This is a genomic window from Arthrobacter sp. 9V, from assembly GCF_902506065.1.
Classification (GTDB): domain Bacteria; phylum Actinomycetota; class Actinomycetes; order Actinomycetales; family Micrococcaceae; genus Arthrobacter.
Map to the genome: position 1 here is coordinate 1,551,833 of NZ_LR732912.1, position 14,924 is coordinate 1,566,756.

Annotated in this window: 11 protein-coding genes and 1 tRNA gene; 7 read left to right on the top strand and 5 right to left on the bottom strand. The window is 61.8% G+C overall.

The genetic code is table 11. From position 1 onward, the window contains the following. Positions 1-40 precede the first annotated feature (40 nt). From BACI9J_RS07250 to BACI9J_RS07270, 5 genes are all read right to left on the bottom strand, one after another. Positions 41-1,057 (bottom strand): M4 family metallopeptidase, encoded by a 1,017-nt coding sequence (locus BACI9J_RS07250; protein ID WP_159733793.1) that lies wholly within the window; start codon positions 1,055-1,057, stop codon positions 41-43. A 181-nt stretch (positions 1,058-1,238) separates the two neighbouring features. Then, positions 1,239-1,311: transfer RNA gene (locus BACI9J_RS07255), tRNA-Arg, on the bottom strand. 108 nt (positions 1,312-1,419) lie between these two features. Beyond that, positions 1,420-2,922 (bottom strand): FAD-dependent oxidoreductase, encoded by a 1,503-nt coding sequence (locus BACI9J_RS07260; RefSeq protein ID WP_159733794.1) that lies wholly within the window; start codon positions 2,920-2,922, stop codon positions 1,420-1,422. Continuing rightward, positions 2,919-3,791, bottom strand: a complete 873-nt coding sequence (locus BACI9J_RS07265) for an FAD:protein FMN transferase (RefSeq protein WP_159733795.1) — start codon at positions 3,789-3,791, stop codon at positions 2,919-2,921. The genes BACI9J_RS07260 and BACI9J_RS07265 overlap by 4 nt, the downstream gene beginning before the upstream one ends. A gap of 6 nt (positions 3,792-3,797) precedes the next feature. Next, complete coding sequence (locus tag BACI9J_RS07270) at positions 3,798-4,292, bottom strand: FMN-binding protein (RefSeq protein WP_159733796.1); 495 nt, start codon at positions 4,290-4,292, stop codon at positions 3,798-3,800. Positions 4,293-4,537: 245 nt separating this feature from the next. Here BACI9J_RS07270 and argS point away from each other — a divergent pair, with 245 nt between their 5' ends. The 7 genes from argS to prfA all read left to right on the top strand — a co-directional run bounded on the left by argS (position 4,538) and on the right by prfA (position 14,889). Further along, complete coding sequence (gene argS / locus BACI9J_RS07275; protein WP_159733797.1) at positions 4,538-6,202, top strand: arginine--tRNA ligase; 1,665 nt, start codon at positions 4,538-4,540, stop codon at positions 6,200-6,202. Between the two features lie 4 nt (positions 6,203-6,206). Further along, positions 6,207-7,679, top strand: a complete 1,473-nt coding sequence (gene lysA, locus BACI9J_RS07280) for a diaminopimelate decarboxylase (protein ID WP_159733798.1) — start codon at positions 6,207-6,209, stop codon at positions 7,677-7,679. Beyond that, on the top strand, positions 7,672-8,988 hold the full coding sequence (locus BACI9J_RS07285; RefSeq protein ID WP_159733799.1) for a homoserine dehydrogenase: 1,317 nt from the start codon (positions 7,672-7,674) through the stop codon (positions 8,986-8,988). The genes lysA and BACI9J_RS07285 overlap by 8 nt, the downstream gene beginning before the upstream one ends. Further along, entirely contained in the window at positions 8,989-10,092 is a 1,104-nt protein-coding gene (thrC, locus tag BACI9J_RS07290; RefSeq protein WP_159733800.1) for a threonine synthase, read from the top strand. It begins immediately after the preceding gene. 2 nt (positions 10,093-10,094) lie between these two features. Beyond that, positions 10,095-11,069, top strand: coding sequence for a homoserine kinase (gene thrB, locus BACI9J_RS07295; protein WP_159733801.1), 975 nt, complete (start codon positions 10,095-10,097; stop codon positions 11,067-11,069). A gap of 305 nt (positions 11,070-11,374) precedes the next feature. Then, complete coding sequence (rho, locus tag BACI9J_RS07300) at positions 11,375-13,561, top strand: transcription termination factor Rho (RefSeq protein ID WP_159733802.1); 2,187 nt, start codon at positions 11,375-11,377, stop codon at positions 13,559-13,561. Positions 13,562-13,815: 254 nt separating this feature from the next. Continuing rightward, the gene (gene prfA / locus BACI9J_RS07305; RefSeq protein WP_014922181.1) at positions 13,816-14,889 is read left to right on the top strand and encodes a peptide chain release factor 1; all 1,074 of its coding nucleotides are present in this window, start codon (positions 13,816-13,818) and stop codon (positions 14,887-14,889) included. Positions 14,890-14,924 lie beyond the last annotated feature (35 nt).

Genomic DNA, 14,924 nt, shown 5'->3' on the forward strand with positions numbered 1-14,924 from the left:
CGGCAGGGACGGAAGCGAACAGTCCGGCCCCGCCAGCTGACTAAACCTTGACCTTCACAGTCTCCCACGCCTTCAGGACGGCGTCATGCTCCGCTGAACCGGAACCGAAGAGTTCTTCGGCGGTGGACACGGTGGTCTTGGCAAATTTTCCAAACGTGCATGTCGCGGGGAGGCTTCCGCTGGTCAGTGTGCCGTACCAGATCTGGCCCGGCGCCTCCCACGCATTGCCGCCAAGTTCTGTGGCCACCACATAGAAAGCCTTGTTGGGGATTCCGGAGTTGATATGCACTCCGCCATTGTCAGCACTGGTCCGCACGTACGTATCCATGGAGTCCGGCTGGGGATCCTTGCCGAGGACGTCGTCGTCGTAGGCAGTGCCCGGAGCCTTCATGGAGCGCAGGGCGGCGCCTTGAACCTGGTCCGTGAAGAGCCCCTCACCGATGAGCCAGCTTGCTTGCTTGGCTGACTCCTTCTTCAGGTACTGCTCCACAAGGACGCCGAACACGTCAGACATGGACTCGTTGAGCGCACCGGCCTGGTTCCGGTAGGCCAGGTTGGCAGTGTATTGGGTAACCCCGTGAGTGAGTTCGTGGCCGATGACGCTGAGGGACTTGGTGAAGCGCTGGAAGATCTGCCCATCGCCATCGCCGAAAACCATTTGGGAGCCATCCCAAAAGGCGTTGTCATAGAGCTTCCCGTAATGGACAGTTGCATCCAGGACGAGGCCGGCATCGTCAATCGAGTCCCTGCCGAAAACCTCGCCATACAGGCGATGCGTGCTCCCGAGGCCGTCATAGGCCTCGTCGGCGGCCACGTCCCCAACAGGTGCCGCCCCTTCCTTTCGGACCACACGTCCGGGCAGCGATTCTGAAGACTCAGCATCGTAAATGGTCCGCTTCGGCGGACCGGGCTTGGCCTGGCGGGCACTGGGTGGCGCCGGCGGGAGGGGAGCTGTGCGGATGGCTTGCAAGTCTTTGATGTGCAGCAGAGACTCTTTGGCTGCCCTGGCAACGGCACGCAGCCGGGGCTCGTTTTGGGCGGCTATCTTGCGAAGCATGTACGGCGGGACGATCGAGCACATCACGGCAAACCCCTTTGGCTATCGGTATGACCAACTGAATTCAGCCTAGGAGCAGGGGCGGACATTATTGCGGTTCAGGTCCGGCAAGCCCCGAACTGATAGTCAGTATCCGGGACAAAAAAATACCCCGCCAGCAATGCTGGCGGGGTATTCATTGTGCCCTCGATAGGATTCGAACCTACGGCCTTCTGCTCCGGAGGCAGACGCTCTATCCCCTGAGCTACGAGGGCATCCGGGGTTCCCTCCGTTGCCGGTGGGACGTCCTAGAGCTTAGCAGCCACTGCGCCGCAAATGAAAACCCGGTGCCCCCGCGGCGAGCCCTGCCGGGAACGTTCCGATCAGTAGCCGGCGAACGAGTCCACGCGGACCCGGCGCGCTCCGGCTCCACGTGCTGCAGAGCGCAGGGAATCCACACTCGCCGGGGACCCGGAGACGAACACTTCCCGATCCCCAATGTCCGGAACCAGCTCCTTAAGCCGCGATGCATCAATCCTGGAGGCGCCGGCGTCGAACATGAACTCCGGGGGAGCGGACCCGTCCGCGAGACGCGCGATAACCTTGGCGCCTGACGCCCGCAACTGTTCCACACAAGCCAGCTCATCGCGGCTTTTTGCCAGATACAGCACCACGGTGTCGCGTGCGGCGTCCTTGGCCGCCAGCTGCGACAGGAAAGGAGTGATGCCGATTCCTGCGGCGATGAGCAGGACCGGCTTCCCGGCGTCGTTCGGTAGGACAAAGTCGCCACCCACCGCTGTTGCGGAAACACTGTCCCCTGGCCGAAGTGCAAGCAGTGCTTTCTTCGCTGTGGAAAGGGGCCCGGCGGTGCCCACGCCGAAGGTGACTTCCTCCGCGCCGGGCGGGCTGGTGATACTGAAGACCCGTCGACGCCCTTTCCCATCAGAGCCTGCGTGAGGAAGGTTCAGCTCCATGAACTGCCCTGCCGCGAAGCGCACCGGCCTCCGCGGTTCGAACCTGAACTCAGTTGTGGCCGGTGTGAGAGGGCGCGAACCCTTGAACGTGAGTTGAACGCCTCCACGCTGTCCCAGGAAGAAAGCAATGAGGTTGCCCAACAACAACGCCAGCTCCGGGGAGTTGGCAATGAACCCGAAATTGTACGGAACTGCGAAAACAACACCCACGACGCCGGCAATCGCCAGTTGCTGCCACCGCCGGGGAGGAAGGGTGAGGGGCTCGGAAAGCATGAACCCCACGAAAAACAGCAACGGCCGTTGCGCCAGGGTCTGCCACAGGGCTTGGCCCAATGTCATATTGCGGGCAAGCAACTCCACGGTGATGATGCTTGCAGCAGCCACCAGGAAGACCGTGGCCATGAGCATTTTCCGGGTACGGTACAGGACCATCACCACTCCCGGAACCAGAAGCCAAAGCATGGCAGGCGTGGCAGCCCACCACGTGGCAATGTTCAGCCCGGTCAGACCCGTAATGAACGCTCCCACTGCAGCCGGGTTGAAGATATGCCGCCCACGGAAGGCCAGGGCGTACTTGGAGACGCTGGCCAGCACGCATGCCAAAGCGACCCCGGCCATATCCATCAACCCAAAGGCGGGCCAAAACAGGAAGTACAGCAACAACCCGGTGATCAACGAGGACTCAGTGTGCGGTTTGACCCCGAAGAGCAAGGCAAGCAGCCGGCTGGACGCGTAGGTCACCCCAAGGCAAAGCGCTAAATGGACCAACATCTCAGGCAGGCCAAAGGTCAACCAGCCCAGGACATTCAGGACCATGCTGTAGACCGCCAACACGCCCAGCACCCAGAGAATCAAGCGATACATGGTGAAACGGCCCAACCAGGTGTCTACTCGGGACTTAGCGGCAATCATGTGAACAGTCTCCCCTCAAAAAGGTTCGAATATGCGGCAGCGCCACCGGAGGACACCGTAAGCCACGAGAATTCAAACTCCTCCTCCAATCGTGGAGGTTCAACCATGAACAAAGCCGTGGCCAGTGCGTCGGCCACCAAGGCGCTCGCCGCAATGGTCCATGTAGCCACAGTGGTCTGTATCGGGTGACCCGTGGTCCCGTCCAGAACATGGTGGAGGCCATCTCCCCAAGCACGGCGGTTCGAAGCCGAAGCACACAGTGCAGCGTTGTCCAGCTCCACTGTGCCGATTGCTTGCCGTGGGTTGTAGGGGTGCTCCAACGCAACGGTGACCGGATGGCTGCCCGCGTGCAGCATGTCTCCGCTTCCATCCACCAGGAAGTCGCTGTGCCCCCGATTCCGAAGGACGTCGCCCAACAGGTCAACGAGTTGGCCCTTTCCGGCGGCTCCAATGTCCAGGACCACCGCCTCCTTCACAGCGAGCCCGGTGCCGGACCAGTCAAGGACGTCTTCCCAGGATGGCGGAGCGACGGGACTTCCGGCGGGCATAAGGGTGTAGGCGGAGTCATAACCCAGCCGCTCCAGGCTGGTACCGATCAGCGGGGTCATGGTGCCACCGCTGAGGCGATACAGGGCGCAGTACACCTCTTGGAGGTCGCATGCATGCTCCGGCAACGTGATCCTGCCTGGGCCGCGGGACAGGCAGGAGACTATGGAATCGGACCTGAACCGCGACCACGTCTTGTCGTACGCCGCGACTGTTTCAAGCAGTTCGTCCCGGACAGCAGGAGCAACATCGAGCGGCGTCGAAATTTCCCACTGAGTACCGATCCCTTCGAACTTGCAGGTGCTCCAGCCAGGGTGCGGCATGTCCCGCTACTTGGCCTGGGACTTGATCTGTTCCACGGCTTCGTTGAAGCCGCCGGAAGTCAGTGACGAGCCGGCTACCTTGGATACATTGAGCTCGTCGATGTCCTTACCCACGATCTGCGCAGCAATGCCACTGGCGAACTCACCCTGGAATTTCTTTGTATTGGGGTTGGAGGGGTGGACCGTGATGTTGACAGCAGAGACCTTGTCAGCTGCCAACGTGAGTTCAACACCTACCGTTTCCTGGCCATTTGGGGAGGTGTACGTGCCATCCGAGCTGTAAGTTCCGTCTTTATAGGTGGACTCGCCGGTGGAGGCTGCAGTCTCCGATGATGACGTGCCGGCAGCTGTCGGGCTGGTTGTTGACGCCTGACCGGCTTCCTGGGTAGCCGGATTTTGGGCTGCAGGTGCTTGCGTAGTGGGGGCGCATGCCGCGGCTGTTCCGATGATGGAGAGGCCGGCGAAACCAACGTAGAGGCTCTTGCGGAGTGGCGTAGTCATGGTTCTGCTCGTTTCAACTGGACAAGTCAACTGGGACAAGAATTCGTCAATCGTCATTTTTGTGAATACTGCGGGTATCGGGACAACCACTAAGGCCACCCCCTACGTGTTCACAACGTTGAATTCAGCGTAATGGTTCAGTCTGTGCCGTCTGCGAGCCGTTCCTGTGCGTGGCTTGTGTCCGGATTATCCACATAGGAGAGCCTCAATTCCGCGACTTTGCGGGCCCCCGGTAGGCTAGAAGCGTGACTCCCGAAGAACTCTCTGCTGCCATATCCGCCTGCCTTAAGGACGCCGTCTCTACCGGCGAAATCACCTTGACGGAATCTGCCTTGCCCGAATCAGTGCGAGTGGAGCGACCCAAGAACCGGGATCATGGAGACTGGGCCACCAACATCGCCCTGCAGCTCTCCAAGCAAGCCGGCATGAATCCGCGCGAATTCGCGGGAATCCTTAGCAGCCATCTGCAGGGCATTCCCGGCGTAACCGGGGTGGAAATTGCCGGTCCCGGCTTCCTTAACATCACCGTTGATGCAGCCGCTGCCGGTGCCCTCGCAAAGGCCATTGTTGAGGCCGGAAGCCATTACGGCACCAACCAGGCCCTCGCGGGCCGCGTGGTTAACATGGAGTTTGTGTCGGCCAATCCCACCGGTCCGCTCCACATCGGGCACACCCGCTGGGCGGCCCTGGGTGATGCGATTGCACGGGTCCTGCGCGCCTCCGGTGCGGACGTCACCGCTGAGTACTACATCAACGACGCCGGTTCGCAGATGAACGTTTTCGCCAACTCCGTCCTCTCCCGGCTTCATGGCCGCGGGGTTCCGGAGGGTGGCTACCCGGGCGAATACATTCGTGAACTTGGCGACGAAGTCCTCAAGGCTCACCCCGGCATCCGCGAACTGACCGATGAGGCAGCCCTGCCCGTTATCCGGGCCGCTGCCTATGAGGCACAGATGGCGGACATCAAGACCACCCTGGCGGAGTTCGGGGTGGAGTTCGATGTCTTCTTCTCGGAGAAGGAACTGCACGACGCCGGTGCGATCGAATCCGCCGTTGCCCGCCTTCGGGAGCAAGGCCACGTGTTCGATGACGGCGGTGCCGTTTGGTTGCGCACCACTGACTTCGGTGACGACAAAGACCGTGTCATGATCCGTGCGAATGGCGAACCCACCTATTTTGCTGCGGACGCTGCGTATTACCTCTCAAAGAAGGACCGCGGGTTCACGGAGAAGATCTACCTGCTCGGCGCGGATCACCACGGGTACATCAACCGCCTGAAGGCCATTGCGGCCTGCGCGGGCGATGATCCCGAAGTCAACATCGAGGTCCTGATCGGCCAGCTTGTGTCCGTCAATGGTGCCAAGTTGTCCAAGCGTGCCGGCAACATCATCGAGCTCAAGGATCTCATCTCCTGGCTTGGCAAGGACGCTGTCCGGTACTCACTGGCCCGCTTCCCGGCCGACTCGCCGTTGACTTTGGATCCGGAGCTGTTGAAAAAACACAGCAACGAGAACCCCGTGTTTTACGTGCAGTACGCCCACGCCCGTTCCCGTGGCACGGCGCGCAACGCTGCCGAAGCCGGCGTGGAGCGGCAGGTTGATGGAGTGGATGCCTTCGACGCCTCGCTCCTGGACCACGCCACGGAAAACGAGTTGCTTTCCTACCTGGGCAGCTATCCCTCCATCGTGGCCAAGGCCGCCGAACTGCGGGAGCCGCACCGTGTGGCCCGGCACCTTGAAGTTATTGCCGGGGCCTATCACCGCTGGTACGACGCCTGCCGGGTGTCGCCGCAGGGTGATGATCCTGTCCTGGACGTCAACCGCACCCGACTCTGGCTCAATGACGCCACCAGCCAAGTGCTGGCCAACGGACTCGAACTGCTGGGCGTTTCGGCGCCGGAACGGATGTAAGGCAATGAATGCAGCCGCTGATCACGCATCTCCGCTGGCGCCCGACTGGTTGGCCGTCCCCGCGGACCTCAACGCATTGCAGGAGCCCATGTGGGCCTCCGGAGTAGGGAAGAACGACGCCGGTGAAGTCACCGTTGACGGTATTTCCGTCAGTGAGCTCAAGGAACAGTTCGGAACTCCGCTGTTCGTCATGAGCGAATCAGACTTCCGATCCCGGGCGCGGGCTTTCAAAGACGCCTTCGACGCCGCGTTTGATGACATCTGCGGGGGAGTGGATGTCTACTACGCGGGGAAATCCTTCCTATGTACCGCCGTGGCCAGTTGGGTAGCAGAAGAGGGTCTCCGCCTGGATACGTGTTCGGGCGGCGAACTCGCGGTCGCTGCCCGTGCCGGAGTCGACGGCTCCAATCTCGGTTTGCATGGCAACAACAAGTCTGACGCAGAGATCAACCGCGCCCTGGACATGAAACTTGGCAGGATCGTTGTGGATAGCCTCGACGAACTTGAGCGGGTTGCCAAGATAGCTTCCAGCCGGGGCGAGGTTGCCAAGGTCATGCTGCGCCTGACCCCTGGCGTGCACGCGCACACCCACGAGTTCATCGCCACCGCACACGAAGACCAGAAGTTTGGGCTTTCCATGGCCGGGGATTCCACCGAAGAAGCGGGCCTCTCTGCAGCCGAAGAAGCGGTGGCAGCAGCAACGTCTTACGCCGGCATCGAGCTTCTGGGTTTGCACTGCCACATCGGCTCGCAGATCTTCGAGGCCGACGGCTTTGCCGTTGCAGCGGAGAAGCTACTGGGCTTCCTGGCCGCCATGCAGTCCAAATACTCCATCGTCATGCCCGAGCTGGACCTCGGTGGTGGCTATGGAATCGCCTATACCCCAGTGGACACTCCACGGCCGCCAGCGGAAATTGCGCAGGCGATGGCCGCCGTCGTGCGTTCCAAGTGTGCCGAGCTGAACATCACCCCGCCCCGGATCTCCATCGAACCTGGACGCGCGATTGTGGGCAGTACCACCTTCACGCTGTACGAAGTGGGCACGCTGAAAACGGTCCGCGTGGACGCCCCGGGTGGCGACGACGGGCAGGAGAACGTTACGTATCCGCGGCGCTATGTGTCGGTGGATGGCGGCATGAGCGACAACGCCCGTCCGGTGCTTTACGACGCGGATTATTCGGCAATTTTGGCTTCCCGTGGCTCAAGTGCGGCCCCGCAACTGTCCCGAGTAGTGGGCAAACATTGCGAGAGCGGCGACATAGTTGTTAGAGATGTATATCTGCCCGCGGATGTGGCAGCCGGTGATTTGCTCGCAGTACCGGGTACCGGCGCCTACTGCTGGGCCCTTTCCAGCAACTACAACTACCTGGCCCGGCCTGGCGTTGTCGCTGTACGCGACGGAGCCGCCAGGCTCATTGTCCGCGGGGAAACCGAAGAAGATCTCTTGAACCGCGACATGGGAGTGGCGAATGTCTGAAGTGCGAACCTTGAAGGTGGCCCTGCTGGGCTGTGGCAACGTTGGGGCCCAGGTTGCGCGGATTCTGATTGACGACGCCGAGGCCCTCGCTGCCCGCAGCGGTGCACGCCTGGAACTTTCCGGCATCGCCGTGCGCAATATCGAATCTCCGCGTGACGTCGAACTTCCGCGCGAACTATTCACCACTGATGCCGATACCTTGGTCAAGGACGCGGACCTGGTCATCGAACTCATGGGCGGCATCGAACCGGCCCGCTCGCTGATTCTCACTGCCATCCAAAACGGCGCATGCGTTGTCACCGGCAACAAGGCCCTCCTCGCACAGGACGGCCCCACACTGTACGAAGAGGCCGACAAGGCCGGAGTCCAGCTGTCCTACGAGGCCGCCGTCGCCGGAGCCATCCCCATCCTGCGACCCATCCGCGACAGCCTGTCCGGCGACCGCATCACCCGCGTGCTGGGCATTGTCAACGGCACCACCAACTTCATCCTTGATCAGATGGACACCACCGGCGCTCAGTTCTCCGATGCCTTGGCCGAAGCCCAGCGCCTGGGTTACGCCGAAGCAGACCCCACCGCCGATGTGGAAGGCCACGACGCTGCAGCGAAGGCCGCGATCCTTGCGTCATTGTCCTTCCACACACGGTTCTCCCTGGATGACGTCTATTGCGAAGGCATCACCAAGGTCAGCGCTGCGGACATAGCTTCCGCCAAGGAAGCCGGCTTTGTGATCAAGCTGCTCGCCATTGCCGAGAAGATCGACTCATCAGAGAACGGAAGCGGCATTTCCGTGCGCGTCCATCCCACCCTCCTGCCGCGTGAACACCCGCTGGCTGCTGTGCGAGGTGCTTTCAACGCCGTCTTCATCGAGGCCGAGAACGCAGGTGAGCTGATGTTCTACGGACAGGGCGCTGGTGGGACCCCCACCGCATCTGCGGTCCTGGGCGACCTCGTGTCCGCTGCGCGGCGCTTGGTCCTCGGCGGTCCCGGCCGGACGGAAACCACCACGGGCCACGTCCCGGTGCTGGCCATTGATGCGTCCACCACTAGTTACTACATCGGCCTGGATGTCGCTGACCAAGCCGGCGTGCTGGCCAGGATCGCGCACATCTTTGCCGAGAATGGCGTTTCCATCGAAACGATGCGCCAAACGATCCACCGCGACTCTGCCTCGAACATCGAGTCAGCCGAGCTGAAAATCGTGACGCACCGTGCGTCCGAAGCTGCACTCGCGGCAACCGTCGAGGCCGTCAAAGGCCTGGACGTCATCAATTCTGTAACATCCGTACTGCGGGTAGAAGGGGTCTAAGTGGCTCACCAATGGCGCGGAGTAATCCGCGAATACGCTGATCGTTTGCCTGTAACGGAAGCCACCAAGGTCATCACCCTCGGCGAGGGCGGCACGCCGCTCGTCCACGCGCAGAAGCTTTCCGAGCTGACCGGGTCCGAGGTTTACCTGAAAGTTGAAGGAATGAACCCCACGGGTTCCTTCAAAGATCGTGGCATGACCATGGCCATGACCGCTGCCGTGGAGGCCGGTGCCAAAGCTGTAGTCTGCGCTTCAACAGGCAACACCTCCGCTTCAGCCGCAGCTTATGCCACGGCCGCCGGCCTCAAGTGCGCAGTGCTGGTACCTGAGGGCAAAATCTCCATGGGCAAGCTGAGCCAGGCAATCGCTCACGGCGCCACGCTGCTCCAGGTTGACGGCAACTTCGATAACTGCCTGGACATCGCCCGCAAGCTTGGCGAGGCATACCCTGTGTTTCTGGTGAACTCCGTCAACCCGGCGCGTATCCAGGGCCAGAAAACCGGTGCTTTCGAAGTTGTGGACAGCCTCGGAGATGCCCCTGACATCCACGTACTGCCCGTAGGTAACGCCGGCAATATCACCGCCTACTGGAAGGGCTACAAGGAATACTCGGCGCCCTTCGAGACCGCCAACGGAACTCTTCCGGCTGTATCAACCAAGACACCGGTCATGTGGGGCTTCCAGGCTGCAGGTGCCGCGCCGTTCGTTGCCGGACACCCCATCACTGAACCGGACACCATCGCCACTGCCATCCGGATCGGTAACCCGGCATCGTGGGACAGCGCAGTTGCAGCGCGTGAGGAATCGGGCGGCCTGATCGAAGCCGTCACCGATGATGAGATCCTGGCCGCCCACCGCTGGTTGTCCGCCAAGGAAGGCGTCTTCGTCGAACCCGGCTCTGCTGCCGGTGTTGCCGGCTTGATCAAGAAGCACGCCGCCGGCGAAGTTCCGTCCGGAAAAACCATCGTCATCACTGTTACGGGCCATGGACTCAAGGACCCGCAGTGGGCCCTCCGTACCGAAGACGGCAGCGATGTCCAGCCCGTCAAAGTTCCGAACGACGTCGTCACCGTTGCCGCGGAACTGGGACTGGAAGAAAACTAAGAGTGGAATCAACGCAGCCCACCGCGACCGATCGTGCGCTCGTCGCGGCAGGCCAGCGGCTGACCGTCAAGGTCCCTGGTACGAGTGCCAACTTGGGCCCCGGTTACGACAGCCTCGGCTTGGCCTTATCTATTTACGACACCTTGACGGTGGAAACGCACAGCACCGGAGAGCTTGAGTTCGAGCTCTCCGGTGAGGGTGCCGAAACTCTACCAAGGGATGCCAGCCACCTCGTGGTGCGTGCCATCGATCTTGCTTTGGATCGCCTCGGCTACCAGCGATCCGGTCTGAAAATCATTGCGGACAACGTCAACCCGCATGGTAGGGGATTGGGGTCCTCAGCCTCGGCTGTGGTGGCCGCTGTTACTGTCGCCAATGCGCTGGTTCCTGCAGAATCCCGGCAGGACCGTGACTGGATCCTGCAGCTGACCAGCGAGATGGAAGGGCACCCGGACAACGTCGCACCCGCGATTTTTGGCGGACTGGCGCTGTCATGGCAGGACAGCGAGCAGTACAGCAGCACGCGCGCTGACGTCGCATCCTCGGTTATTCCCGTGGTTGCAGTCCCGGATTACGAGCTGGCTACGGAAACGGCGCGTGGACTGCTCCCGGCCTCAGTGGGCCACCACGCAGCAGCAATGAATTCCGGACGGGCCGCATTGCTGATTCATGCGCTGACTGCCGATCCCGCTTTGCTGCTTCCCGGCACGGAAGACTATCTCCATCAGAGCTACCGTGCACAGGCCATGCGGCCCAGCGCCGACCTCCTCGCAGCCCTGCGGAGTGCGGGCCACGCGGCGGTCGTATCCGGCGCGGGTCCCACGGTGATGGTGCTGGCAGATGGTGCAGACCAAGCGGCCGCGGTTGTTGAATTCATTGAGGCGTTCACCGCAGTCAACACACCCGAGGTCAGCTGGCGTGTGATGACGCTGGCTGTAGACGATCAAGGTGCTAGAGTGGAAGTGCACCGCCGGTAAAGCCGCGGGCAGTTCCCTGATTTTGGATCTCGGTGTTTTGCCGTACCTTTCGTCAACTGTGCCAACGTTGGTGGTGTCGTCTCTTTCCGGCCTGTCTCAGGTGCCGCAGAAATCTCTCTGTTCCCTGAACGCTACGCCGGCTGTCCGGGCAACCGGATCCAGTGATGACGATCAGTATCCGGCCCTGTTGGCCACAATCCATCAGGCACGGCCCAAATCACCGGCTGCAGATCTGAACTGCAGCCCAGAACAAATCATCGCGTCCAGCTCTCGCTCTGGACGCCGTCGAGGGGGAAGGATCCTTCGTGACAGAAACCACTGAGCTGGCTTCAGCTGTGGACACAACATCTTCTGCTGCTGATTCGTCAACTGCAGCAACCACCAAGAGCAGCGGCCTTGCAGGCCTCAAGCTCGCCCAACTTCAGGCTCTTGCGAGCCAGCTGGGCATCTCCGGGGGATCCCGTATGCGCAAGGGGGACTTGGTAACGGCCATTTCGGCACATCGTGCCGGAACGTCCACCACCAAAGCGCCTGCCAAGGCCACGGCGAAGGCAGCCGTGGCCAAGGAAGCCCCGGCCGCAGAGCCGAAGGCTGTACGGGAAAGCAGCGCACCTGCTGACACCGCTCCCGAGGCCCCGGCCCAGGAAGCACCCCGAGGCCGTGGTCGTGGCCGCAGCCGCCGCGCCACCAGCGACGGCGTAGTTGCAGCGGCTGAGACCGCTGCGCCTGCAGAGCCCTCAGCCGCACCCGTTGCTGAAACTCCGGCAGCCGTTGAAACCGGCGAGGCCGCAACAGAGCGTCGTCAGCCCCGCACCCGTAACCGGCGCCGTGGCGAAGCAGCCGCAGCGCCTGCCGAGGCAGCAGAAGCACCGGCCGCCGAGCAGCCCGCTGACCGCACCGAACAACGTGCGGACCGTACGGAACAGCGTGAGCAGCGTGCTGACCGCACCGAACAGCGTGAGCAGCGTGCTGACCGCACCGAACAGCGTGAGCAGCGTGCTGACCGCACCGAACAGCGTGAGCAGCGTGCTGACCGCACCGAACAGCGTGAGCAGCGCGAACAGTCCGATTCTGGCGACCAGCAGCGCGAACGCCGCGACAACACCCGCGGACGCCGTGAAGACAACAACGACGGCGACGACACCGGCAACCGCCGGAACCGTCGCAATCGTCGCGACCGCAACGAGCAGAACGACCGGAGCGACCGTCGCGGGGGTCAGGACAGCCGTGACGGTAATACCCGTAGCGACCGCTTCCGCGACCGCAATGAACGTCGCCGTGGCCGTGCGCAGGGCCCGGACGTTGACGACGTCGAGGTCACTGAAGATGACGTCCTGCTCCCCGTAGCAGGCATCCTGGACGTCCTGGAAAACTACGCGTTCATCCGGACCTCCGGCTACCTTCCCGGCGCAAACGACGTCTACGTTTCCCTGGCGCAAGTCAAGAAATACAACCTCCGCAAGGGCGACGCCGTCGTCGGCGCCATCCGCGCACCGCGAGACGGAGAAGACCGCAGCCAGCAGTCTGCACGCCAGAAGTTCAACGCGTTGGTCCGTGTCACGTCCGTCAACGGCAAGACGCCCGAAGAACTCAAGGATCGAGTCGAGTTCGCCAAGCTTGTGCCGCTGTACCCGTCTGAGCGCCTGCGCCTCGAAACGGATCCAAAAAAGATCGGCCCGCGAGTCATCGACCTCGTTGCACCGATCGGCAAGGGCCAGCGTGGCTTGATCGTCTCCCCGCCGAAGGCCGGAAAGACGCTCATCCTGCAGTCCATCGCGAACGCAATCACCACCAATAACCCTGAGGTTCACCTCATGATGGTTCTGGTTGACGAGCGTCCCGAAGAAGTTACGGACATGCAGCGCACCGTCAAGGGTGAGGTCATTGCCTCCACCTTCGACCGTCCCGCCGACGACCACACCACGGTTGCCGAGCTCTCCATCGAACGCGCCAAGCGCCTCGTGGAAATGGGCATGGATGTGGTGGTCTTGCTGGACTCCATGACCCGCCTGGGCCGCGCCTATAACCTGGCAGCACCGGCGTCCGGCCGTATCCTGTCCGGTGGTGTGGATTCTGCAGCACTGTACCCGCCCAAGCGCTTCTTCGGTGCGGCCCGCAACATCGAAAACGGTGGCTCACTCACCATCCTTGCAACCGCACTCGTTGAGACCGGTTCAAAGATGGATGAAGTCATCTTCGAAGAGTTCAAGGGCACCGGCAACATGGAACTCCGCCTGTCCCGCCAGTTGGCAGACAAGCGCATCTTCCCGGCCGTGGACGTTAACGCGTCCGGCACACGCCGCGAAGAGAACCTGCTCTCGCCTGAAGAAGTCAAGATCATGTGGAAGCTGCGCCGCGTCCTTTCCGGCCTGGAGCAGCAGCAGAGCCTTGAACTGCTGACCAACAAGATCCGGGAGACGCAGAGCAACGTCGAGTTCCTTATGCAGGTACAGAAGACCACGCTCGGAGCGAAGTCGGACAACGACAAATAGCGTTATGTGGGGTGGGGCCGTCAAGTAATTTTGCCGGCCCCGCCCCTTCGCGTTGCTGCTGACGTACTGGGTACGTCAGCAGCAACGCTACGACAGGCCCGATGCCACTCCCGGGCCGGCAAAATTACTCGACGGCGGACTCGTCACCTTTGCGTCCGGCCGTCACCTTCGCTGGCCGGCTTATTTGAGCGGTTGGTCGTCAAGACACCAATCGTCGCAACTAGACTTGTCTGCGAGTCGAAAGAGGTTTGAAAATGTTTGAGTCCGTACAGGGATTGCTTGATGAGCATGCTGCTATTCAGGCGCAGTTGAGTGATCCTGCTGTTTATGCCGATCAGTCTGCTGCCAGGAAGTTGGGGCGGCGGTCTGCTCAGCTTCAGGGCATTGTGGAGGCGTACAACAAGTGGCGCGGGCTCAATGATGATCTGGAAGCTGCCAAGGAGATGGCTGACGAGGATCCGGAATTCGCTGCTGAGGTGGTGCAGTTGGAAGAGCAGATTCCCGCGGCCCAGGAGCGGCTCCGGCGTCTGCTGATCCCGCGTGATCCGGACGACGCCCGCAACGTGATCCTTGAAGTGAAGGGTGGCGAAGGTGGCGACGAAGCTGCCTTGTTCGCCGGTGACCTCTTGCGGATGTACATGCGCTACGCGGAATCGCGTGGTTGGAAGACCGAAATGATCTCCGCCACCGAGTCTGATCTTGGCGGATACAAGGACGTTGCCGTCGCCATCAAGGGCAACTCCAATGACCCTGCACAGGGCGTCTTTGCACGGTTGAAGTTTGAAGGCGGCGTCCACCGTGTCCAGCGTGTGCCCGTCACGGAATCACAGGGCCGCATCCACACCTCGGCCGCCGGCGTGCTGGTGCTTCCCGAAGTTGATGAGCCCGAAGAACTTGAAATCAACCAGAACGACCTCAAGATCGACGTCTACCGTTCCTCGGGTCCGGGCGGGCAGTCCGTGAACACCACCGACTCCGCCGTCCGCATCACCCACTTGCCCACGGGCATTGTGGTGGCCATGCAGAATGAGAAGTCACAGTTGCAGAACCGCGAAGCCGGCATGCGCGTTCTCCGCGCCCGCCTCCTTGCCCACCAGCAGGAACAGATCGACGCCGCCAACTCCGAACAGCGCAAGTCGCAGATCCGCACCATGGACCGTTCGGAGCGTATCCGCACGTACAACTTCCCGGAAAACCGTATTGCTGACCACCGCACCGGCTACAAGGCGTACAACCTGGACGCCGTCATGAACGGTGATCTGGAACCCGTCATCCAGTCAGCGATCGAAGCTGACGAGCAGGCACGCCTGGATGCGATCGGCGAATAACGGACTTCACACCAGCCGCGCCGGACAAGCACAGC